At 53.3% G+C, this 22405-nt stretch carries 13 protein-coding genes; 9 read left to right on the forward strand and 4 right to left on the reverse strand.

The features are described from left to right. The first annotated feature begins 179 nt into the window (after positions 1–179). The 7 genes from Q2J39_RS06845 (at position 180) to Q2J39_RS06875 (ending at position 10067) form a co-directional block, all read left to right on the forward strand. Entirely contained in the window at positions 180–701 is a 522-nt protein-coding gene (locus Q2J39_RS06845) for a GNAT family N-acetyltransferase (protein ID WP_288339705.1), read from the forward strand. A gap of 76 nt (positions 702–777) precedes the next feature. Further along, on the forward strand, positions 778–1323 hold the full coding sequence (locus Q2J39_RS06850) for an acyltransferase (RefSeq protein WP_288339703.1): 546 nt from the start codon (positions 778–780) through the stop codon (positions 1321–1323). Between the two features lie 432 nt (positions 1324–1755). Then, complete coding sequence (gene ade, locus Q2J39_RS06855; protein WP_288339701.1) at positions 1756–3513, forward strand: adenine deaminase; 1758 nt, start codon at positions 1756–1758, stop codon at positions 3511–3513. A gap of 263 nt (positions 3514–3776) precedes the next feature. Next, positions 3777–5426, forward strand: coding sequence for a peptide ABC transporter substrate-binding protein (locus tag Q2J39_RS06860; protein ID WP_230266884.1), 1650 nt, complete (start codon positions 3777–3779; stop codon positions 5424–5426). Positions 5427–5582: 156 nt separating this feature from the next. Next, on the forward strand, positions 5583–7019 hold the full coding sequence (locus Q2J39_RS06865; protein ID WP_288339698.1) for an amidohydrolase: 1437 nt from the start codon (positions 5583–5585) through the stop codon (positions 7017–7019). Positions 7020–7294: 275 nt separating this feature from the next. Next, complete coding sequence (locus tag Q2J39_RS06870; RefSeq protein WP_288339696.1) at positions 7295–8464, forward strand: aminotransferase class I/II-fold pyridoxal phosphate-dependent enzyme; 1170 nt, start codon at positions 7295–7297, stop codon at positions 8462–8464. Positions 8465–8708: 244 nt separating this feature from the next. Further along, positions 8709–10067, forward strand: coding sequence for an MATE family efflux transporter (locus Q2J39_RS06875; protein WP_288339694.1), 1359 nt, complete (start codon positions 8709–8711; stop codon positions 10065–10067). A 9-nt stretch (positions 10068–10076) separates the two neighbouring features. Here the strand turns inward: Q2J39_RS06875 and Q2J39_RS06880 are convergent, their stop codons facing one another. Further along, positions 10077–10580, reverse strand: coding sequence for a hypothetical protein (locus Q2J39_RS06880; RefSeq protein WP_288339693.1), 504 nt, complete (start codon positions 10578–10580; stop codon positions 10077–10079). On the opposite strand from Q2J39_RS06880, the gene Q2J39_RS06885 reads away from it, so the two are divergent. Continuing rightward, on the forward strand, positions 10575–16397 hold the full coding sequence (locus tag Q2J39_RS06885) for an Ig-like domain-containing protein (RefSeq protein ID WP_288339691.1): 5823 nt from the start codon (positions 10575–10577) through the stop codon (positions 16395–16397). The genes Q2J39_RS06880 and Q2J39_RS06885 overlap by 6 nt on opposite strands. A 305-nt stretch (positions 16398–16702) precedes the next feature. On the opposite strand, the gene Q2J39_RS06890 is transcribed toward Q2J39_RS06885, so the two are convergent. Continuing rightward, positions 16703–20332 carry a discoidin domain-containing protein gene (locus Q2J39_RS06890; protein ID WP_288339689.1) on the reverse strand — a complete coding sequence of 1210 codons (3630 nt, stop codon included), beginning with the start codon at positions 20330–20332 and terminating at the stop codon, positions 16703–16705. A gap of 415 nt (positions 20333–20747) precedes the next feature. Here Q2J39_RS06890 and Q2J39_RS06895 point away from each other — a divergent pair, with 415 nt between their 5' ends. Next, the gene (locus Q2J39_RS06895; protein WP_230266878.1) at positions 20748–21227 is read left to right on the forward strand and encodes a YbaK/EbsC family protein; all 480 of its coding nucleotides are present in this window, start codon (positions 20748–20750) and stop codon (positions 21225–21227) included. Between the two features lie 115 nt (positions 21228–21342). Here the strand turns inward: Q2J39_RS06895 and Q2J39_RS06900 are convergent, their stop codons facing one another. Further along, positions 21343–21654 (reverse strand): hypothetical protein, encoded by a 312-nt coding sequence (locus Q2J39_RS06900; protein ID WP_300927453.1) that lies wholly within the window; start codon positions 21652–21654, stop codon positions 21343–21345. 48 nt (positions 21655–21702) lie between these two features. After that, the gene (locus Q2J39_RS06905) at positions 21703–22332 is read right to left on the reverse strand and encodes a TetR/AcrR family transcriptional regulator (RefSeq protein ID WP_288339686.1); all 630 of its coding nucleotides are present in this window, start codon (positions 22330–22332) and stop codon (positions 21703–21705) included. Positions 22333–22405 lie beyond the last annotated feature (73 nt).

Genomic DNA, 22405 nt, shown 5'->3' on the forward strand with positions numbered 1-22405 from the left:
AATTATCCCAAGGAGGCGGTCGAGAAAATACCCGTCTTTTATTTGACGCTTACCTTTTTGCAGCACAACAGGTTTGCGGCGTTGAACGAGCGGTACATTTTACAAAGAAAAGGAACGGAGAAAACGGACAGAAGGAAACAATACGGAAGCTCAAAACGGAGATTATGGAAATGGACGGAATGTATTTTTTTAAAACGAAACGGCTCGAATTTTCAAAATGGACGCCGTCGGATCTGGCTCTGGCGCGCCGGCTGTGGGGCAATGAACAGGTTACTCGCTGGATTTGCGCAGGCGGCTGCTTTGACGAAGACGAAATCGCCGCCCGGCTGGCTCTGGAAATCGAAAACGATAAAGAATATGGCGTGCAGTACTGGCCGCTTTTTGAGTGTGCTTCCGGCGAGTTTGTCGGATGCTATGGACTGCGGCCGCATGGAACAAAAGCCGGAGAGTATGAGCTGGGCTTTCATCTGCTTCCCGCGTTTTGGGGACGCGGCTATGCCGTGGAAGCTGCGCAGGCCGTGATTGCGTATGCGTTTTTGACGCTGAATGCCGATTCTCTGTTTGCGGGCTATCGCCCGGAAAATAAAAAATCCGCGCGCGCTCTTACAAAGCTTGGCTTTACGTATGTCGGCGATGAATTTTATGCGCCGAGCGGTCTGTATCATCCGTCCTATGCACGCCAGAGGGCGGATCGAATCTGAGGAAATACAATCAAAGCTGAAAAACGGCCCGCTCTGACTTTGGCCCGGACCGATACAGAACAAGGAGAAACCCAACATGTTTGAATTTACAGAACTGGATCTGCGCCAGCCCAATCCCGCTCGAAAGGCGGAAGGGGAACGTACCGACCGGCTGATTTTTGAAATGGGACAAGTCATGCCCGAAAGCGCGGAGTATAAAGCGCTGCTGCACGAACTGCTGCCGGATTTAGGAGAAGGTACGCGCGTTCGTCCGCCGTTTTACTGCAATCTCGCATCCAATATTCATATCGGAAAGCACTGTTCCATCATGCCCTTCTGCAAGTGCATGAGTGCGGGCCAGATCACGATTGAAGACGATGTGCGCATTGCGCTCAACTGCGCGCTGATCACAAACAATCATGATTTTTATGAACGCGATATTTTGACCGTCGCGGATATCCGCATCAAAAAAGGCGCCTGGATCGGCGCCAATGCGACGATTCTTCCCGGCGTTACCGTCGGAAAATACGCCGTCGTCGGTGCCAATTCGCTGGTCAACCGGGATGTGCCCGATTACGCCGTTGTTGTCGGCAGTCCGGCCAGAGTCATCCGCATGCTGGATGCGGACAAGTTCAAAGACTGAAGAAACGAAAAGGTCAGACAGAATATCCGCTAGCCGTATGGTCCAATCGAACAGGCCAGATCGATCGCCCAAAGCCGGTCTTTTCATGACCCAATGCAGAAGCAGGAGCGCCGTTTCCAGAACAGGAAACGCGCTCTTTTTTGATGGGCAGATCTGGCCAGGCGCCCAGGCGATGAAAAATGAAAATGTCTTCTAAGGATAGTTTCTCGACCAGATTCTTATAATTTTATGCAGGACAAAGGTATACTTTCTCAAACCGATCCCCAAAGCGGCTCCATAACAGGCCGGCGAGATCGGCGCTTTGAAAACGAAATACAAAATTCTGTCCCCGGAAAGAATGTCCACGAAAAACGGATCGGCCTGAAGCGGTCGAGACGATTCGAAACACGCTGAACCAGTCTCTTTGTCCGGGGATAAAGAAGGAATCCATTTATGAATCTTGAATTTATGCAGAAAACGATACGTAAAGCCAGAGGACTCGAAGACAGCGATCTGGTTCTGAAAAACGCGAACATCGTCAATGTCTTTACCCACACGATCGTATCCCAAGATATTGCGATCAACGACGGAAAAATTACGGGTATCGGATCGTATACCGGCAAGGAAGAGCACGATCTGAACGGCGCGTATGTTTTGCCGGGTCTGATCGATGCCCATATTCATATTGAAAGCACGCTGGCTTCGCCCCTTCGCGTCTCTTTGCCGCTTTTGAAGCGGGGAACGACGGTGCTGATGGCGGACCCGCATGAAATCGTCAATGCCGGCGGAAAAGCCGGGCTGGACTACATGCTCGAAGAAGCCGCGCTCTCTCCGCTCGATATTTATGTGATGATGCCCTCTTCCGTTCCCTCCACCGGTTTTGAAACGAACGGCGCCGGCGATTTTATGGCCCGGGATATGGAACCGTATGTGAAAAATCATCAGGTGTTTGGCCTGGGCGAAGTGATGCGTTTTCACGATGTGCTGAACGGAGATAAGTGCATGCTGGAAATTCTGGAAACGTTTGAAAGCCGGCCCATCGACGGGCATGCGCCCGGCGTTCATGGCCGTGATCTGATGGCGTATCGGCTGGCGGGCATTACGAGTGATCACGAAGCGGTCAATGCCGACGAGGCGATCGAAAAGCTGGAAGCCGGTCTGCATCTGTTTTTGCGGGAAGGATCGGGCGCGCAAAATCTCGAAGCCATCCTGCAGGGCCTGATCGAAAAAGGCGTATCGCTGGAAAACTGCTCGTTCTGTACCGATGACAAGCATCTCGAAGAAATCGAAACGCGCGGTCATATCGACTGGTGCCTGAAAAAGGCCGTGGATGTCGGGGCCGACCCGATCGAAGCCGTCTGCATGGCGACCATTCAGAGCGCCCGCCATTTTGGACTGAAAGAACATGGAGCCGTGGCTCCCGGCTATCTGGCGGATCTGGTCATCGTCAAGGATCTGAAAGACTTTGAAATTATCGATGTGTACAAAAACGGAAAGCCGTACGCGCAGATCGAAGAGGAATTCACCAAAGCCATGTCGTCTTCAGAAAACGCGAAAACCGAAGCAGAGCGGCGGAAACGCTTTGCGCCGCTGTATCACAGCGTGCATCTGCCGACGTTCCAGGCGGACGATCTGCCGGTATTCTCGGGCGATCTGCACCGGATTGAACTCATTCCAGGCGAACTGCTCACGCGCGATGGAACGATGTACGTCGAAGATGGAGAAGATCCGCTGGCCATGCCGGGCATCAGTCAGCTCGTTCTTTGCGAACGCTATGGAAAAACCGGTGCTGTTCAAAGCTGTCTGGTCAAAGGGTTCGGTCTGAAAGGCGGGGCCATCGCTTCCTCGTTTGCGCATGACGCGCACAATGTCATCGCGATCGGGGATAACCGCGAAGATCTGGCCTGCGCGATTAACGCCCTGACCGAGATGAACGGCGGCTATGCGCTGGCTTCTCATGGACGCGTTCAGGCGGCTCTGCCGCTGGAAGTCGGCGGCCTGATGAGCGAAGCCGCACCCGAAGAAATTGTCGAGAAGCAGAATCGTCTGATTGCGCTCGCACAGTCCATGGGCATTGAAAAAGGCGTAGACCCGTTTACCAGTCTGGCCTTCCTGGCTCTGCCGGTAATTCCGGAACTTCGTCTGACGGACAAAGGGCTGTTTGACACTGTAAAGCAGACGTTTGTGTCCAGCGGAGCCACATACGAGTAGGGCGGCTTTTCCGACCGGTTTTTACCTTTCTCTCCTGACTGAATCCGGTTTTGAACGGCAGCGGGCGTCGCGTGGAGGAAGCGCGCCCTCGTTTTTGAAAAATAGCTAACCAGATTGTTGAAGCAAAGCGACAGCGGAAGGAGAAAAAATCAATTTCCGGTTAAAAGCGAACACATTTAAATCATTCCTTTCGGTTTTCCCAAATCCAACCGTTATTTGAATTGCGATTCGTATAATGGTGGAAAAGAAGAAAGGAACTCTTTATGAACAAGATTGTAAAAGGGTCCGTAGTCGCACTGGCTGCTGTTTCCATGGCGGCCTGCTCCAGCGCACCAGCTGGCGGCACAGACCAGAGCAACACATCGGGATCTTCCACTGGTTCCCAGGTTCTTAACCTGATCAAGGAAAACGATGTCATTACCATGGATTCCTCCCTGGCAACCGACGGTACGTCCTTTGAAGCCATCAACATGGTTATCGAAGGTCTGGAAACCACTGATCCTGAACACAACATCGTCCCGGCTCTTGCCGAAAGCTACGACGTATCGGACGATGAACTGACGTATACCTTCCATCTGCGTGATGCCGAATGGTCCAACGGCGATCCCGTTACCGCGGCGGATTTCGAATACGCATGGAAAGATACCATTACCGACCCGACAGCGGACTATGCGTACCTCTTCACAACGGATGGCGCCTGCATCAAAGGTGCAGATGAAGCCATGGGCGACCCGGAAAAGAAAGATGAAATCGCAGTTACCGCAAAAGACGACAAGACACTCGAAGTTACGCTCAGCCGTAAAACTCCGTATTTTGTATCGCTGACCACATTCCCTCCGTTCTACCCCATCAACCAGAAATTCGCAGAAGAACAGGGCGACCAGTACGGTCTGTCTCCGGAAAATCTGCTGTTCTGCGGTCCGTTCGAACTCGAAAACTGGACCAAGGGCAACTCCCTCAAATTCGTCAAGAACCAGAAATACTGGGGCGCTGACGATGTCGCCCTCGATGAAATCAACATTTCCGTTGTTCCAGATCCATCGACCGCCGCACTGACTTACGAAAACGGATCGGCAGACTATGCCCGTCTGAACTCTTCGCTCGTTGATAAATACAAAGACGACGAAGCCTTCACTTCTGTACTGGGAAGCTTCCTCTGGTACCTCCAGTACAACTTTGAAAACGAAGATCTCGCCAACGAAAACCTGCGCAAGGCGCTGACTCTCGTTGTCGACAAAACCAACCTGACCGATGAAATCCTCAAAGACGGATCCATCCCAGCTGAAGGTTTTGTAACCAAAGCACTGGCCAACGGACCAGACGGCAAGGACTATCGTGAAACCGCTGAAGCCTACTTCGCCGGCGATTACGAAGACAACCTTGCAGAAGCGCAGAAACTGTTTGATCAGGCGAAAAAGGAACTCGGCAAGGACACCATCAGCCTGCGTTTCCTGTTTGAGCCAAGCGATCCTGCTAAACCAGCCGCTGAATTCATCCAGTCCGAATTCGCAAAACTCGATGGTCTGAACATCGAAATGATTCAGCAGGAAAAGAACGCCCGTCTGAAAACCCAGCAGAACGGCGACTTTGACATCGTTCTCACCCGCTGGGGCCCGGACTACGCAGACCCGACTACATATCTGAACGTTCTGCTCCCAGGCGGATCCTTCAACTTCGGTAAATACCCGAACACCGCTTATTCCGATAAGCTCGATGAAGCCGCAAGCGCTGCATCGGCTGAAGAGCGCTGGGAACTGCTGAAAGAAGCAGAAAAGATCGCCATGGACGACGTGGCTGTAGGCCCTGTATTCCAGACCGGTGCATCCGATCTGCTGAACCCGAAAGTGAAAAACCTCGTCGACAACCCAGTTGGCGTACCGTTCGTTTACAAGTACGTAACGATCGAAGAGTAATTTTTCGCCCAGTTCACGATAAAAACTCATACTGAAAAAAAGCCGGATGCCCATTCCGGCTTTTCTATATATAAAATTCGAAAAGAACGATCGAAATACGACAGAAACCTTCAGGAAAGAGAGACAGTCTCTTCTTTTGAAAATGGGAGAAGCCAAATGAAAACTTTACTGTTCAATGCGCACATTTACGCGCATCCAGACGATACGGCGCTGCTGATCAATGATGCGCGAATCGAGAAAACGGGAACCCTGGAGACCCTTCAAAACGAGTCGGATGAGTGTGTGGATGCAAAAGGCGCCTGGATTTATCCGGGATTTCATGATTCGCACCTTCATCTGATCATGACCGGACAGGCACTCAGCTGCGCGCCGCTCCAGAACGCGAGAAGCATGAAGGACATTCAGACGCTCGTTCAGGAGCAGATCGACAAAAGCGAGCAGGTCGTCCATGGCATGGGCTGGAATCAGGAAGATCTGAACGAAAAACGGATGCCGACCCGAACGGATCTCGACGCCGTCAGCGCCGACATACCGATTGTCATCGAACGCTCCTGTACACACATTCTTACGGCCAACAGCGCGGCGATGCAAAAAGCCGGCTGCTGGAAAGAAGACGGCATTTTCAGCGAGGACGATTGCCTCCCTTTTATGAAGCTGCTCGAAGAAAACGAAGAAGAACAGCTCAACGCAGCCGTCGATCACTGCCTGGAAAAGGGGCTGACCGCGGTGCAGCCGGCGGATTTGAAAAGCGGAAACTGGAGACGCCGCCTGCCGCTCTATAAAAAAGCGTCCGAAAAAATCCGGATTCATCATCAGGTCAACATCACCGATCCAAAAGAAATGCGCGAATTCATGGACGCGTTTGAAGCGTACCGCACTCCGACGCATACGTACGGTCCGTTCAAGGGCTTCGCGGATGGAGCGCTGGGCGGACGAACGGCCTGGATGCAGGAAGACTATGCGGACGATCCGGGCAATCGCGGCATCCGTACGATGGATGAAGCCGCGATGGACGCCTTCGTCCGTTCGTGCAAGGAACTGGACCGGCCGGTTGTCTTTCATGCGATCGGCGATCAGGCCATTCGCCAGATTCTCGATGTCTTTGCGCGCTATCAGGATGCCGAAAATACGCTTCGCTGGGGCATTTTGCACGTGCAGATTACTGATGCCGATCTGGTACAGCGGCTGATCGACCAGCACATCTGCGTTTACGCGCAGCCGGTATTCTGGAAAGCGGATCAGGCGGTCGTTGAATCGCGGGTCGGAAAAGAAAAGGCTGCGACCAGCTACGCGTTTGGAACGCTCAAGCGCGGTACGCACCTGTCCATGGGGACCGACTGCCCGATTGAAGACTGCGATGTGTTTGAAAATGCCTATTGGGCCCTGCATATGCCCGATGCGCTGACGATGGACGAAATTCGATCGGCCGTAACCGAAGAAAGCGCCTACATGTCCCATCAGGAAAACGAGCTGGGAAAAATCGAACCGGGTTTTCTGGCCGATCTGACGTTCCTGGATCAGGAATGGACCGAGACAAGCCGTCCAGAGGTACTGGGCACGATGGTCAACGGAAAGCTGAACACAAAGTTTTAGCCGGTCTTTGTACATTCGCCCTGCGCGCCCGTTCTCGGTTTCCGATGCTTTGCATCCTGTTCTCTGCCAGCAGCTTTCGGTTCTCGTTTTACACATACAGAGTTCAGACGACGTCAAAAGACAGAGTCGAAAGGCCGAACGGAACACAGATCGAAAACGCTTTTTCCAGGGAGTTTTTGAGCGGGATGGGGCGAAATTTGGAGAAATTCCCGCCGGGCCGACGCCGGCGGGAGGCAAACTCTTTATAATGAGTTTTCAAAGTGGAGGATATGTCTATGAAATATGGAGCACGCCGCGTAAAAGAGATCAGCGCTCCGTCGTTTTCGGATCTGTTTGCGGCTAAGGAAGCCTATACGGCAAGAACGGGAAATTCCGTCATAGATTTTTCGATCGGATCTTCCAATATTCCGCCCTGCGACGCGGTAAAGCAGGCCATCGCGAACGCGTGCCTGGACGATGACAATTATCAGTATTCGCTCTCGCCCCGTGCCGATCTGCTTGAAGCCGTGCAGGAATGGTATGCCAGCCGCTATGGCGTTTCGCTGGAAGCGGAAGAAATTTTCCCGCTGAAAGGCAGCCAGGAAGCGCTTAGTCATATCCCGATGGCGTTATGCGATCCGGGCGATCTGGTTTTGCTTCCGGATCCCTGCTACCCGATTTACCGTACCGCGCCTTCTCTTGCCGGTGCGGACGTGTACTACATGCCGATGAAACGGGAAAACGATTATCTGATCGATTTTGACGCGATCCCGCAGGATGTCGCAAAGCGGGCGCGCATGATGGTCGTTTCCTATCCAAACAATCCGACCGGTGCCGTCGCCAACGACGCCTTTTATGAGAAGCTGGTCGATTTTGCCACCCGCAACGACATCATCGTGGTCCACGACAACGCCTATAGCGAACTGATTTTTGACGGCGAACCGGGCAAAAGCTTTCTGGCGTATCCCGGAGCCATGGAAATCGGCATTGAACTGAATTCCTTTTCCAAAGCCTATTCGATGGGCGGCGCGCGCATGGCGGTCATGGTCGGCAATAAGGATCTGATCGAACCGTACGCCAAGCTGCTTAACACCATCGATTTTCAGAGCTTTGCGCCGATTCATCAGGGCGCCATTGCGGCTCTGAAACAGTCCGGGGATTTCTCGCGGCAAGTCTGCGCGGAATACAAGCGCCGGGCCGAACTGCTCATCGACGAATTTGGCAAAGCGGGCTGGGCCATCGATCCCGTGAAATCGACGATGTTTGTCTGGGCACCCATTCCGGATCGCTATGTGGATTCTTCCGAATTCCTGAACGTTCTTCTGGAACAGACGGGCGTTCTGGTCAATGCGGGAACCAGCTTTGGCAAGGAAGGGGAGCGCTTCGTGCGTTTCGCCCTCGTTCGTTCGGATGAGGAAGTAAAGGAAGCTGCGCGGCGGATTGCCGAGTCGGGCCTTTTCCGTTAAGACACGCGGAGAGGGAATGAATAAACAGAAAGAACGTCTTTAAGCACCTGGAAATCCAGGTGCTTTTTTGCGGTGCGCAACCTGCAGGACAGAGACAGTCGGTCGGAATGCGGGAGTTGAAGAGAATTTTTATGCATGCTATAAATATAGCCACGCGCAAAAAAGATTAAAAAATCCGAAAGATAAGGCTCGATCGGGCATTCTGCTTCGATGCATCGAGCCGGAAAGAAGGAGGGGACAGAGGATGAAAATGACAATTGCGGATCACTTTACCTTGCCGAAGATTTTACGGTTTGCTTTACCGAGCATGGTGATGATGGTGTTTACTTCGCTGTATACCATTGTGGATGGTCTGGCGGTTTCCAACCTGGTCGGCGATCAGGCCTTTTCCTCCCTCAACCTGATCTGGCCGGCGGTCGGGATGCTTGGTGCGTTTGGCTTCATGATCGGCAGCGGTGGCAACGCGCTCATCTCCAAGACGCTTGGCGAGGGCAAGCAGCAGCTGGCGTGTGAATACTTTTCGATGCTGATCGTATTTGAAGTGCTGGTCGGCATTGTGGTTGCGGTCGTTACCCTGGTCTTTCTGGAACCGATCAGCCGCCTTCTGGGTGCGACCGATGAGCTGATGGCCGACTGTATTTTGTATGGGGCTCCGCTTATTGCCGTTCAGGCGTTCTTCTTTCTCCATACGTCGTTTCAGTCTTTCCTCGTAACGGCGGGCAAGCAGAAACTGGGACTGGCGATTACGCTGTTTGGCGGCATTTCCAACATGGTTCTGGATTTTGCCCTGATCGGCTGGGGACACATGGGCATTTTCGGCGCCGCGGCGGCTACGGCGATCAACTGGATTACCAGTTCCATCATTCCGCTGATCTGGTTTTTCCGGCATAAGGAAGCGCCGATTCATTTCGTCCGCTTTTCCTGGCGCTTGAAGGCGCTTGGGCAGTCGTGCTTTAACGGAATGAGCGAAATGGTCACCAACCTTTCGGCTTCCTTTGTACTCATGCTGTATAACGGGCAGCTGATGCGGCTGATCGGATCGGACGGCGTCAACGCGTATGGCGTCATTCAGTACATCACGTTTCTTTGTACTGCCGTCTTCTTCGGCTGCACGATGTCCGTTGGTCCCTGCATCGGTTATCAGTACGGGGCGCAAAATCATAAGGAACTCAAAAACCTGCTGGGCATTTCCATGAAAATCACGATCGTCGGCAGTCTGCTCGTTTTTGCAGGCGCAGAAGTGTTCGCCCGCCAGCTGAGCATGGTTTTCGTTTCCTATTCGCCGACGCTGATGAATCTGACGATTCACGCGATTCGCATTTACGCGTTCAGCTTCCTGTTTACGGGTTTCAACATTTTGATGTCGGGCTTCTTCACGTCTCTCAATAACGGAGTCGTTTCTGCGATTCTTTCGCTGACGCGTACGTTCTTCTTTCAGACGGCCTGCATTCTCGGACTTCCGTTTCTCTTCAAGCTTGAGGGTGTATGGGTGGCATCGCCGGTTGCGGAAGGCCTGTCCGCCATTGTCGCCTTCTGGTATTTGTGGAAGATGAATCCGCGCTACGGCTACTGGGATCGTCCGCACGGCAAGGCTTTGGAATAAGGACATAGCTCAGATCGTTTGGCCGGAATTCCTGTTCTCCATAGATTTCCTATTCTGCTTTATTTCGCTTTCCAGAAATTCAGGCGGCTCGCCTCTGTTTTCGAACAGAAACGAGCCGCCTTTTTCCATGCGCCTCTGGGATTGTTTACCATATTCTACCTGCTGATTTACTGGGTTTTTAGTCGATGCCAAAAGAGATGTCGGGATCGCCGCGCGAAAAGAGAAGGGATAAATTTGTCCTTTTTGTGCGATACATAAAGGTTGTGATCGATTTTTACCCTGTGCATTTTTGCTTTTTGCCCAATTTACAGAAAAACACACGCGTTTTCGAATTCGACGAAAAATGCGACTTGATCCGAAAGCGCTTTCGGAATAGCGTAAAGGTACAGCGGTTTTAGTAAAACTGAGAAAGTCTGTCCTGCCGTCTGTCCTGCCGGAATCGAAACCAGGTTTTGGCAGCACGGGAGGGTCAGGACACGACCGCATCACCATAAGGAAAGGAAATTTATGCACAAATCTTTTCGAAAAGGAACGAGCTGTCTGCTGGCTGCACTGCTGATGGCTGGTACGCCGATGTCGATTCTTGCGCAGAGTTCCCCCGCTCCCGCGCAAAATGACGCATCCGACGACGGTTCGCAGGAAACGACAAAAATGGCCTCATTTGTCGACGGCTTCATGCCGATGACCATTCTGAGCGAACTTAAAGACGATGTCTGGGGCGTTCCTCTGGTCGGAAAACGCGACCAGGACAACGGTCTGGAAGACCGCACCCTGGCGAACTACTGCTACTGGGACGGCACCATCCTTAAGGGAACGGATGCCGAAACGGGCAAGGATAAATACTACATGTTCGCCTCCCGCTGGGATCAGGCCAACGGCCACAGCGGCTGGGGCGGATCAGTAGCGGTCTATGCGACCAGCGACAATCTGGAAGGCCCGTATACCGATCAGGGCATGCTCTGGCCGGATTACTACGAAGGCGCCGGTCATAACGTCTTCGCTTTTGAAATTTCCAAAACGGATCCAGCCTATAAGGAAGGCTATCGCTACGCGATTTCCGTCAGCGATACCGGTCTGCACGGCGATCAGATGAACGGATCCATTCATATTTCCAAATCGCCCGACGGACCATGGGAACACGTCGGAATCATGGAGACCGACGGCAAGTTCCGTCTGAGCAACGTTACCATTACCCAGCGTCCGGACGGCACGTATCTGGCGACCGGCCGTGACGGAGATATTGCCACTGCTGCTTCGGTACGCGGTCCTTGGACGACGCAGCGTCAGAAACTGTGGTGGGACATTCCGGGAATGAACACGAGCGCGCTGGAAGACCCGGTTCTCTGGTATTCCGACGGCATGTATCACATTGTTGTAAACAACTGGCAGGAAAAGTATGCCTACTATCTGACGAGCTACGACGGCGTTCAGGACTGGACTCTGCATACGGGTACAGCCTACAGCGCCGAAACGATGGCTCAGCATCTGCAGTACACCGATGGAACGAAAAACTCCTGGACCAAACTGGAACGTCCGGGCGTCTACATTGAAGATGGGACGCTCAAAGCCATGACGCTGGCCGTTATTGACTCTGAAAAGGACGATGACCGCGGCAACGATGAACACGGAAGCAAGGTTATCGTTATTCCCTACAACGGAAAAGCGCTCGCTGAATTTGCGAAAACCGATGAATATACCCCGGCTTCGACAAACCGCAAAGGTCTTGCGGCTCAGTCGGATACCCATATTCAGTCCTGGGGTGAGGAAGCCGGAAAGAACTATGGTTCCGAAGCCTTCCTTCAGGTTCAGGGCAACGCTTCGCAGGGCCTGCTTGGCGAAGGCGAACGACCCAATTCCGATTACGACTGCAAAATTGCTTTCGTTCGCTATGCGTTAGATCAAAACACTCTGCCTTCCGATCTTTCCAGGATCGATGCGGATCTTTCGATCATTTATCAGTCCAAACATGCAGGAAGCGCCACAGAAGAAGTGCTGCAGGCGGCTGTGGCGGACTCGAACTGGGTCGCCGGCGATGGAACCGATAACGGCGGCGGAAGCACCTCCGTAGAAAACGCCGTGACATGGTACAACCAGCCGGCGGTAGACCAGGATCTTGGCAAAGCCGAATCAGAAACGTTCTCGGTGGATGATACGGATACGGAAGTTCGTATCCCGGTCGGCACACTGATTCAGAAGTATCTCGAGAAAAATCTGGATGTCGCAGAAATCACGTTTGCGATCGCAACGAAAAACGGTACCCGCCTGCACATTGGATCGAACGAATCGTCCAATGACCAGGGTGTAAAACTCGTGTTCGCCTCTACGCCGGAGACACCGGAAGTGACCGGCATTGCTCTCGACAAGGATGAACTCGATCTCCATCCGGGCGATACGTATTCTTTGCAGGTGACGATCACACCGGAAAATGCGACCAATAAAAAGGTCACCTTCACTTCGTCGAACCCGGCCGCTGCAACCGTCGATGAAAACGGAAAAATCACAGCTGTAGCCAAAGGCGGAACGACTATCCGTGCCGTCACAGAAGACGGCGGCCTCATGGCCAAATGCGGCGTGCGTGTAACACCCGTCGGCGCGACGATTCTCGGTCTCGATTCCGTGACCGTATATACACCGTCCGGCTTTGATGCCCGTCTGCCGCAGACCGTTTCGGCAAACTGGTCTGACGATACAACGACGGAAGAAACCGTCGTATGGGATACCGAAGGCAAGTCTCTCAGCTCGAACGGAACGCTCGAAGGCACCGTCAGCGGCACAGCGATCAAAGCTTCCTGCAAAATCGAAACGGTTTCTCCGCTGCTTTCCTGGGTAGTCGACTGCAACAACGCCGGCTCCCCGCGCTATTCCAAAGCCGTAGAAACCAGCCATATCCTCAACGAGACTTATGATCAGAAATATGATCCGGAAAACGGAAAGATATGGGGCTACGTCGAGGATCTTGGCAAACACAGCAGCTCAAGCGTGAATGACAGCTACGATTCCGGCTGGTACGCCTATAACAATCAGGCCATTCAGTACGCGTTCCCGCTCAAAGCCGGCACGTATTCGATCCGCCTTGGCTTTAAGGAATGGTGGAAAGATTCAACGTCCAGCCGAAAGATGGATATTTATATGAAGCAGGGCGATACCGAAACAAAACTCGGTTCGTCCAACACCTGGAACGGCGGCAACAACTGGAATACCTTCACCGGTCGGGCCACAGTTTCCGGCGACAGTGATTCGATTCTTGTCATTAGAAAGCAGTCCGGCCAGCCCGACCCGACGCTCGCTTTCATCGAAATTTCGAAAGTGCTCGATACCGACGCTCTGCAGGATGCGGTCAATGCGATCAAGGGACTCGATCTGAGCAAGGCTTCGGCAGCGGACATCAAGGTGCTTGGCGATCTGCATCAGTCCGCTCTCGATGCGCTGCGCAATCCGGAAACGACGCAGAAGGGTGTAGACGATCTGACCAAATCGCTTACCGACAAGATTCAGGACATCACCAACCCGGCGAAAACCTGGACCGAACAGGAAATTCAGGCCAACGACGGCATTCTTTACGTCTTCAACGCCGGAACTACGGATCCGTCCGTAACTCCGTCCAATATCAAGCGCGGTCTGTATCAGTCTTCGGTTTCCCAGAAGCTGAAAACCGATACGCTGACCGGTCTCAAATGGGGTCTCGAGGAAGACGGCGTACATTCCATTTCGGCCGCCGGCGGCAATTCCACCTCGCTTGAAGACAGCTATCTGTACACCAGCGATTCGATCGACTACGTCAGCGGAGAGTCCGGCTTCAAATTCAGCTTTGAACTTCCAGAGCGCGTCAATGACGATTACACCGTCACTCTCGGCTTCAAAAACCCGTGGGATACCCGTCCAGTCGATGTCGTTCTCGAAGATCAGACGGTAAAATCGGGTCTTACCCTGACCAAGGGTCAGCTCGTTGAACAGACCTGGGACGTTACCGTAAATGACGGCGAACTCAATGTATTCGTTCATAACCCGAACCGCACGAGCCAGTACGCCGACCCGCTGATCAGCTATGTCATCGTCAAGGCAACTCCGGAATGGACCAGCGAAACCCTTTCCGCTCTGCTCGCAAAACAGGCAGAAGACATGACCGATCGCACCTTCGGCAAGGACAGCCTCGACGCCTACAACGCCCAAAAAGCTGAAGCGCAGGCGCTCATCACCAAAGAAGGCGCGACGCAGGAAGAACTGCGCGATATGTACCGGGCGATGGAAAAAGCCTACGACAGCTTGAAGGAAACCTTCACCTACACGTCCTTTGGCGGCGATTCGAACCGCGCCTGGGTCGACAACAACGGCAATTACATTCAGGCTCACGGCGGTCAGGTCCAGAAACTGAAGATCGACGGCCAGGAAAAATGGGCGTGGTACGGCGAAGACCGTGCAAGCGGCTATACCCCGATGGCCGGTGTTCATCTGTACACGTCCGATGACCTGTACAACTGGACCGACGAAGGCGTTGTCCTCCGTACCGTTCCGGTGAGCAGCGAAGACTACGGAAAAGATCAGAATGAAGGCTACAAAGCCGATTACTCCATCTTCGAAACCGATCCGTATTTCAGCGCCCTCTATGGCGACTACGGAGATCAAGAACCAGACGATCCGCAGTACGAAAACAAGGCGGAAGAAACCTACTGGAATCTCGCCAACGACCGCAGCGTCATGGAACGTCCGAAAGTCATTTATAACGAAGATACCGGCAAGTATGTCATGTGGTTCCACTCGGATGGACGTACCCCGTCCAGCGGCGGAAGCTACGGCCGTGCCCGCGCCGGCATTGCGGTTTCCGACAGCGCTACAGGTCCGTTCAAGCTCGTTTCCACCGTCCGTCTCTACGCGGCGGAACATGTATCCGATCATGGATCTGACGGTACCGGCGGTGCAGTCCGCGATATGAACCTGTTCCAGGACGAGGACGGAACGGCGTATGTGATTTACTCCTCGGATATGAACGCGACGATGTATATCGCCCGCCTCAATGACGCCTACACCGGACTGGCGAAGGATCGCACAGGCGGCGTGGACGGAACCGGACTGTCGGCAGAAGAAGTCGCCGCTACCGATTACACCCGCAACTTCATCAATTCTTCCCGCGAAGCTCCGGCCATGTTCAAATACGATGGCAAGTACTATCTGATGACGTCCGGATGCACCGGCTGGGATCCAAACCAGGCGCAGTACGCCATGGCGGATCATCCGCTCGGCCCATGGACCGTCGTCGGCGATCCTTGTGTCAATGACACGTCCAAGACAACATTCCATACGCAATCCACCTGCTTCATCCCGGTAGATCCGGAAAATGGCAAGTTCATTTACATGGGCGACCGCTGGACCAGAAGCTCTCTGGGCACATCCGGCTACGTATGGCTGCCTGTCGAAATTGGCAAGGACGGCAAGATGAGCATCCGCAGCGCGACCAACTGGACGCTGGAAGATCTCAAGGCTTCCGCTAAACTTTCCTTTACAGCTCTCGATGCCCAGATTCAGATTGCCCAGGCAAAAAATGAAGCGGACTACACGCCAGCTTCGTGGGCAGCCTTCAAGGCCGTTCTCGACGAAGTTGTCGCCGGCCGTGATGCCCTGAGCACACAGACCGATATCAATGCTGCAAAAGCCCGTCTCGAGCAGGCGATCGAAGGCCTTGTAGCTAAATCCAGCCTGAATGTGGATGCGCTGAGCACAGCGATTGTTTCGGCGGACAAGCTGACGCGCAGCGATTACATCGGCGCAACCGACTGGGATGCGTTTGATGAAACGCTCGCCAGCGCCAGAACCGCTCTGGAAAATAAGAACAGCCAGGACGAAATCGACGCTGCAGCCAAAGCGCTGAACGACGCGATGGATGCGCTGGTTACAAAAGCCAGTCTGAATACCACAGCACTGAGCGCCGCAATCGATCGAGCAGAAAAACTCGACCGCGACAGCTATGTGGATACGACCGACTGGGCGGCTCTGGATCAGAAAGTAAACGCCGCGAAAAAAGCACTGAGCGACAAGAACAGCCAGGCCGATCTCGATGCGGCGGCCAAAACGCTGAACGATGCTCTGAACGCACTCGAAAAGAAAGCCGTTCTGGACTACACGCTGATCGATCAGATTCTTGCCAAAGCCAATGCGCTCAGGACGGCAGACTTCGGCAAAGCCGGGCAGGATACGATTGCTGCACTGAAAGCCAAAGCACTCGAAACGAAAGATGCAGCAGACGATCAGGCCAAACTGGATGCCTCCTGCATCACGCTCAACCGTGCACTGCTCGCTCTGCGCAAAACGCCGTCTTCGGCAAACCTTCCAAAGTAAGGTTCAGAAGTACGTTTTAGAAGCAGGTTCAAGAAACAGGTTCAAGAAACAGGTTTTCGACCCTGCTTCTTCCTTCTTCGCTTTTTCAAGCCAGACTGTGATCTTCTGCAGTCTGGCTTTTCTCTGTTCCGGGCGCTTTCTGTGCGCCGTTTTGGCCAGCTGTCCGCGACTTGGCTGGAACTGCACAGAAAAAAGCCGGAAGAGGCGACTGCATTATGCAGTTTCGCCTGTTCCGGCTTTTCTGTCCTTTACGGCCGTACTGGCCAGGCAGCACAGCTGAAAAATGGTGAAAAGAAAGAGAGCAGTTATTCGGGCAGGGTGTCCGGATCGGGAAGCTTGCGCAGATCGAGCAGCAAGGAATGAATAGCGTCTGTCGCATCGTCGATCGCCTCTTGCGACTGGTAGTCGCGAAGGGCAGCCCAGCCTGCTTCTACTGCGGTTTCGAGAGCGTCCTGCGCACTCGATTTGTTATGGAAAGAAGACATATCGCCTTCAAGCAGCGAACTGGCTTTTGCCATCGCGGTTTGTAAATTGTCCGTAAAGAGGGCAGTTTCGTCGTCGCCGGCTGCAAGAATGCGAACTTCGGCCGCACTGCCAAATCCGCCGGTACCGCGAATGGCGCGCAGTCGGACATAGCGGGCGTAAACCGGTGTGAACAGCGTACCTTTCCATTCCTTGGGCGTAGTCCAGGTTCCGGATTTGACTACACGCAGACTGTCTGGATCCATGCCGACGGAAATTTCGTATTCGGTAATATCGCCGTTCGTACTTCCTGTCGGCCTTGGCAAATAGCGCAGACCGCTAATGGCTTTGACATCCTGCAGATCGATGAGTAGATAGGCATCGCTCTGCCCGGAGGAATGCCAGAAGGTGTTTTCCCTGCCGTCGGTAGCGTTGGCCACATCGCCCCAGCTGGAAATGCCGCCTTCAATGGCTTGGGCGCCGGCGATATCCCGGGATGCATCGGTCCAGTCCGCACTCAGCTGGCCGATGGAACCAAGATAGGTTGTGCGGCGGGTGTACATTTCCACATCGTAGTAGCTCCTGGCCGGCTGTCCCTGATCATCGCGGACAATGTGTTCCGTATACAGTTCGCCGGCCCGGTCGCTTTCGGATACTGTGTATTTGAATTTGAACTTGTTCGTGCCGTTGCCGCTTACATAGACGGCCTGACGCGCTTCGGCAGGAAGGAGCGTATTGAGCGGCTGGAAGGTGAGGCTTAACGTTGGTTCGCCGCTGACGAAAACCGGTTCGTTCAGTTCAAAGGTGATTTCAAACGTATCGCCGGCTTTGACCTGATTTTCATCGCCGTTTTTGTGATCGCATGTCACGATCATGTTCGTTTTAGCCGGAACGGTTGCGGCCGGTCCGTCGTCATCGAGCAGATAGTCCATGGAAAACTCGGTATAGCGCATGGCCAGCGCGCCGGCTTCATCATCGGCTTCGTAAATCAGGCCGATCACGCCGTCGTCAACGACTTCCAGACAGCCGTACTGGTTGGAGCCGATGGAATACTGCTTCGGCGTTTTCCAGTCGATCGTTCCGTCGGATTGAATTTCGCCCACGGTTGTGGCGCCGTTCGTGCGTCCGGGGCCCTGAGCGGTGGCGAGAATCACGTATTCCTTGCCGTTGTAGTTCGTGTGGGTCGCGGCAACCTGACAATACACATCCGTAACCGCCGTCTGAGTGATTGCTCCCCACGTTTCGCCGCCGTCGGTGGATTTGCTCATTTTGACTTTGCCCGAATAGTTGCGCATGAACATGAGCAGGGAACCGTCATTGAGTTCAACGACCTGGTTTTCGGTCGTTACACCATACTGGCCGACGGACGTTTCGCTGCTGATGTCGGCGCCTGCGCATTCGAGCGGCGAGCGGGCGCGTGTCCACGTTTCGCCATAGTCATCCGAGTATATGATGCTGGAGGCCTGCGAGTTGAAGTTGTTGGCGATGGAATACGTCGAGAAGACAAGGCGTCCGGCGTGTTCGCCGTGTTCGAGCTGAATGCCGCGTCCCGGACCGGTTCCGTTAAACTTCATCCAGTCTTCCTTGACCTGATCGGTGATCAGTCTTGGCGAAGACCACGTTTCGCCGTCGTCATCGGAATACGTAAGCATCAGATGCTGGTTGCGGACCGCATGCAGGTGACCTTTATCTTCGCCGCTGTACATCCAGCAGCTTCCCCAGTCTTCGCCATTCGGGCCGGTCAGCCAGCCGTAGTCGCGGTTTCCGATCGATCCGTCTGAATTTTCCCGGAAGGTCGCTCCCGTATCTTCGCCGGCAGCGTTAAAGATGTGACCGCCTTCGCGTACGGTGTACACTTCGGATTCGTCATCGTTAAGCAGTTTCAGATACTTCTTGCCGTTCACTTCCATATAGCCGTGACCAAGAGAAAGGTCGGAACCGTTCATGAGGCAGGCGATGTTCTGCGGGAAGAAGTCCACCAGACAGAAGACACGGTTCGTACCGTCCGGCAGAGTCGCGTTGAGCAGTTCGGCATCGATCGTATTGGAGTCTTTCTGTTCGCTGCCGGTTCCTTCAATATCCGGCATGTCGATGATGACCTGGCCTTCTTTCCACTCGCCGCCTACCCGGCGGCGAACGATAGTGTCGATGTTGTACTGGTCCATCTGGGTATCGTTGCGCTTGTCGGCTGCGGTCACCAGGACGCCGCTGTTTGTGCGTACCAGACAGGGAATGCGGTAGTATCCGGACCCGTAGTCGCCTGGCTGAACGAGGGAAAGAATGCTCGTTCGATAGCCCGTTTTCGGAAGCCGGCCGGTCGTAAACTGAGTTACATTGGCTGCTTCTTCTTCCAAAAGCGCGTGATTGTAAAACTTCACGGCGGTAATGTCGCCATTCAGCGCGGCATCCGCGCTCTTGCCCAGTTCAATTTGCGTCAGACTGTTTAAAGACAACGGCTGTTCGATCACTTTGGCCGCCTGCCCGTCGAGGACAACGGAAACGCCAGTGCTCGTAAAGTTCACAACGGCGGTATGAGCGCCGCCAGTGTACAGCGTGCCCGCCGGATAATCGAGATTTACGGACTGTACGGTTCCGCTGGCCGTGATCTGAAGCTGGAGGGAATCTCCTGTCGTACCTAGCGTATAGATCGTCGAAGCATCGGCCGATTTCAGACTTGCGATAGGCATGAAGCCTTCGGCGCTGCTGTTTACCCGGAAAATGACCGCCGCGCTGCAGCCGTCTGTCGCATTCAGTCCTTCGGGAAGCGGTGCCGTTTTGCCCTGCATCTGACTGCCGTCAAAGGAAGCGCCGCTGATTTCTGCAAACGCTTCGGGAAGAACGTCGCGCTGTTCGAGTTTTACGGCGACATTCGTCATGGTTCCGTTGAAAAACCAGTTGTCGGACATGGAACTTTTTCCGGTGCGGTCCATGCCGCCAAGGGTCATGCGCAGATCGGTATACCCGCAGTTCATTAAAGTTAAAGCCCCGCTCTGACGGGAAGCGATCAGTTCTTCGCCGTCAACCGTCAGAAAATAGCCTTTGCTGGAAACGACCAGTTCAAATTCGTGTTTGTCGGTTCCCACCTGCAAATTGGCTTCCTGCGATACTTTGTAACTTGCACCGGTGACTTTACGGAATTCAAAACCGATTTTGTTTGTGCCCGGGCGGACATAAAGCGTCATGTAGTCGTTGGCGTTGTCATTGCCGCAGACCGACATCAGCGCCACGATGGCGTTATTGGAAGCGTTCGCCTGGAAGGTTCCGGACCAGATCATCGTATCGGCTTCGCCATAGGCGGGAAGCTGATCGGTAATGCTGATGCGTGTCGAAGCCGTTCCGTCAAACGTATAGGATTCGGCCAGTTCGGTTTCTTCCGCCAGAACGGGAAGCGTATGGAGCAGAGGGGAAACCGGGGAGGCAATCAGCAGAAGGCTGAGCGCCGCCGAAGAAACTCTTCGAAATCGTTTATTCATCTTTTCCTTTTCTCCTTTGTGTATCGAAAGTGAGTCAAAGCGGGTTTGTCTGTCGTCTGCAGGCGCCCGATTCCTGCACCGTACGATCGCTTTCACTTGTTTTCATCATATCCATAGCCAGAAGAAGGTTCTTTTCATTTTTTGAGAGTGTTCTTTGCATTCTTGCAGCAGGAAAGCTCAATTTGACTATCACTGTCCTTGGAACAGAGCGCAGAATTGCGCAAAATCTGCGGCTTTTCGCCATGGAGACAGGCAAGTCTTTCCGGAGAACTTGAAAACGGGAAAGGAAAGGCGAAAAATCTGTTGTTGAATTCCGCTTCTGGACGGAAGACGATCCAAAAACAAAAAAGCCTCCAGAAATCTGGAGGGCGGAACAGCAGAGTATCCGAGTAAAGAAAAGAGAGAGGGAGTATTCATGTCTATTGAAAATGTACGCAAAGCATTTGGAGCGCAGAATATCGCCGATCGAATCATTGAACTCGATCAGTCCAGCGCGACCGTAGAGCTTGCCGCACAGGCGCTGGGGTGCGAGCCGGAACATATCGCCAAAACGCTTTCCTTTTATGGACCGGAGAACGATACGATTCTGATCGTGGCTGCCGGCGATGCGAAGGTCAATAACGGAAAATTCAAAAGAACGTTCGGACTGAAACCCTCCATGCTCAATGCCGAAGATGTGGAAGGGCGAACCGGTCATGCGATCGGCGGCGTGTGTCCGTTTGCTAATCCGGAAGACGTTCGCGTCTGTCTCGATGAATCGCTGCGCCGCTTTGACTATGTCTATCCAGCCTGCGGCAGTTCGAACAGCGCCATTCGTATGAACCTCGAGGAACTGTATCGATACGCCAATGCCGAAAGCTGGGTCGACGTCTGCAAGATTTTGGAACAGGCTTAGACAGGTAAAGGAATCGATCAGGAAAAATACAGGCTGCGGTTCGCAGAACGATCCATAAAGACGAAGGTGACAGCTATAGCCAGCGATCGAGGATCCCTTTTCGAAGGAAACGGGATTACGGGAAACTGGTTTCAGAATTAAGAACCGCCTGACCCCTCGATTGCAGAAAACGCCATTTCGGAAAAATCCCCTCATTCTCCTTGATGGAAGGAGAAAACAAAAATAAGAGAGCGGGGACTGGTGAAGGAAACGCGAAAATGCGCTGGCTGAACTCTTGTTCGCTGCGTTTACTCTTTCCAATGAGCGAAGAGAAGGAGAGACGCGATTCACCGGAAAACGGTGGAATAACCAGGAACAGAAAAGGAAAAAGGAGATCTATTTTCAGCAATTTGCTGGAACGGATCTCCTTTTTGTATGGATTCAGCACACGGGGTACGGGTATTTTCAATCGTTAATGCAGGTATTAATGCAGGTACTAATGCAGGGGGGTGTCCTCCTGCGGGTTCTTTTTGGCCGAAGCCAGAATGGCGCGGAGGGTATCGAACAGAACGGGTTTGAGTTCTTCAATCGAACAGGGGATGCCGTACACAATCGAGGAATAACAGACGGATCCGGTCAGTTCGAGAATCATGAAATAGACGAGCTGGGCATTTTCAAATTTCACGCCGCATTCGCGGGCCTTGGCTTCAAAGCGATTCGCCAGATCGAGACCGCCCTGACCCAGGGTGCTCTGCAGTTCCTTATGGAAGACGCCCATGGAAAGGCTGCGGCGGATCAGACGCAGAAGCAGGGGATTGTCGGAGAGCTGCTGAAGAATGCGGGAAATCATGAAAATGACCGCATCGTCAAAGTTTCGGATATCTTCCTTGTCGAGCTGGTCCTGCGCATTACGGACAATGCGCTGGGATTCCCGGTCGACCAGATAGTCCCGGATCTCTTCCTTATCCCTGAAAAAAGAATAGAAAGTGCCTTTCGCTACGCCGGCCCGGTTGGTAATGTCCGAAATGGAGACTTCCGCCAGATCCCGGCTGGAAAGAAGGGCAAGCGCAGCGCTCAGCAGGCTGTTTTTTTTATGAAGTTTATTCTGTTCGGCTTTTCCTGACATGGCTTCAGTATACACCCGAACCAATGCTGTTCACTTAAGCTTCACAAGCTCACTTACAAATCAGGTTAGTTCC

Origin of the sequence: uncultured Allobaculum sp. (assembly GCF_948576815.1) — a bacterium.
In the GTDB taxonomy this organism is placed as follows: Bacteria; Bacillota_I; Bacilli_A; order Erysipelotrichales; family Erysipelotrichaceae; genus Allobaculum; species Allobaculum fili.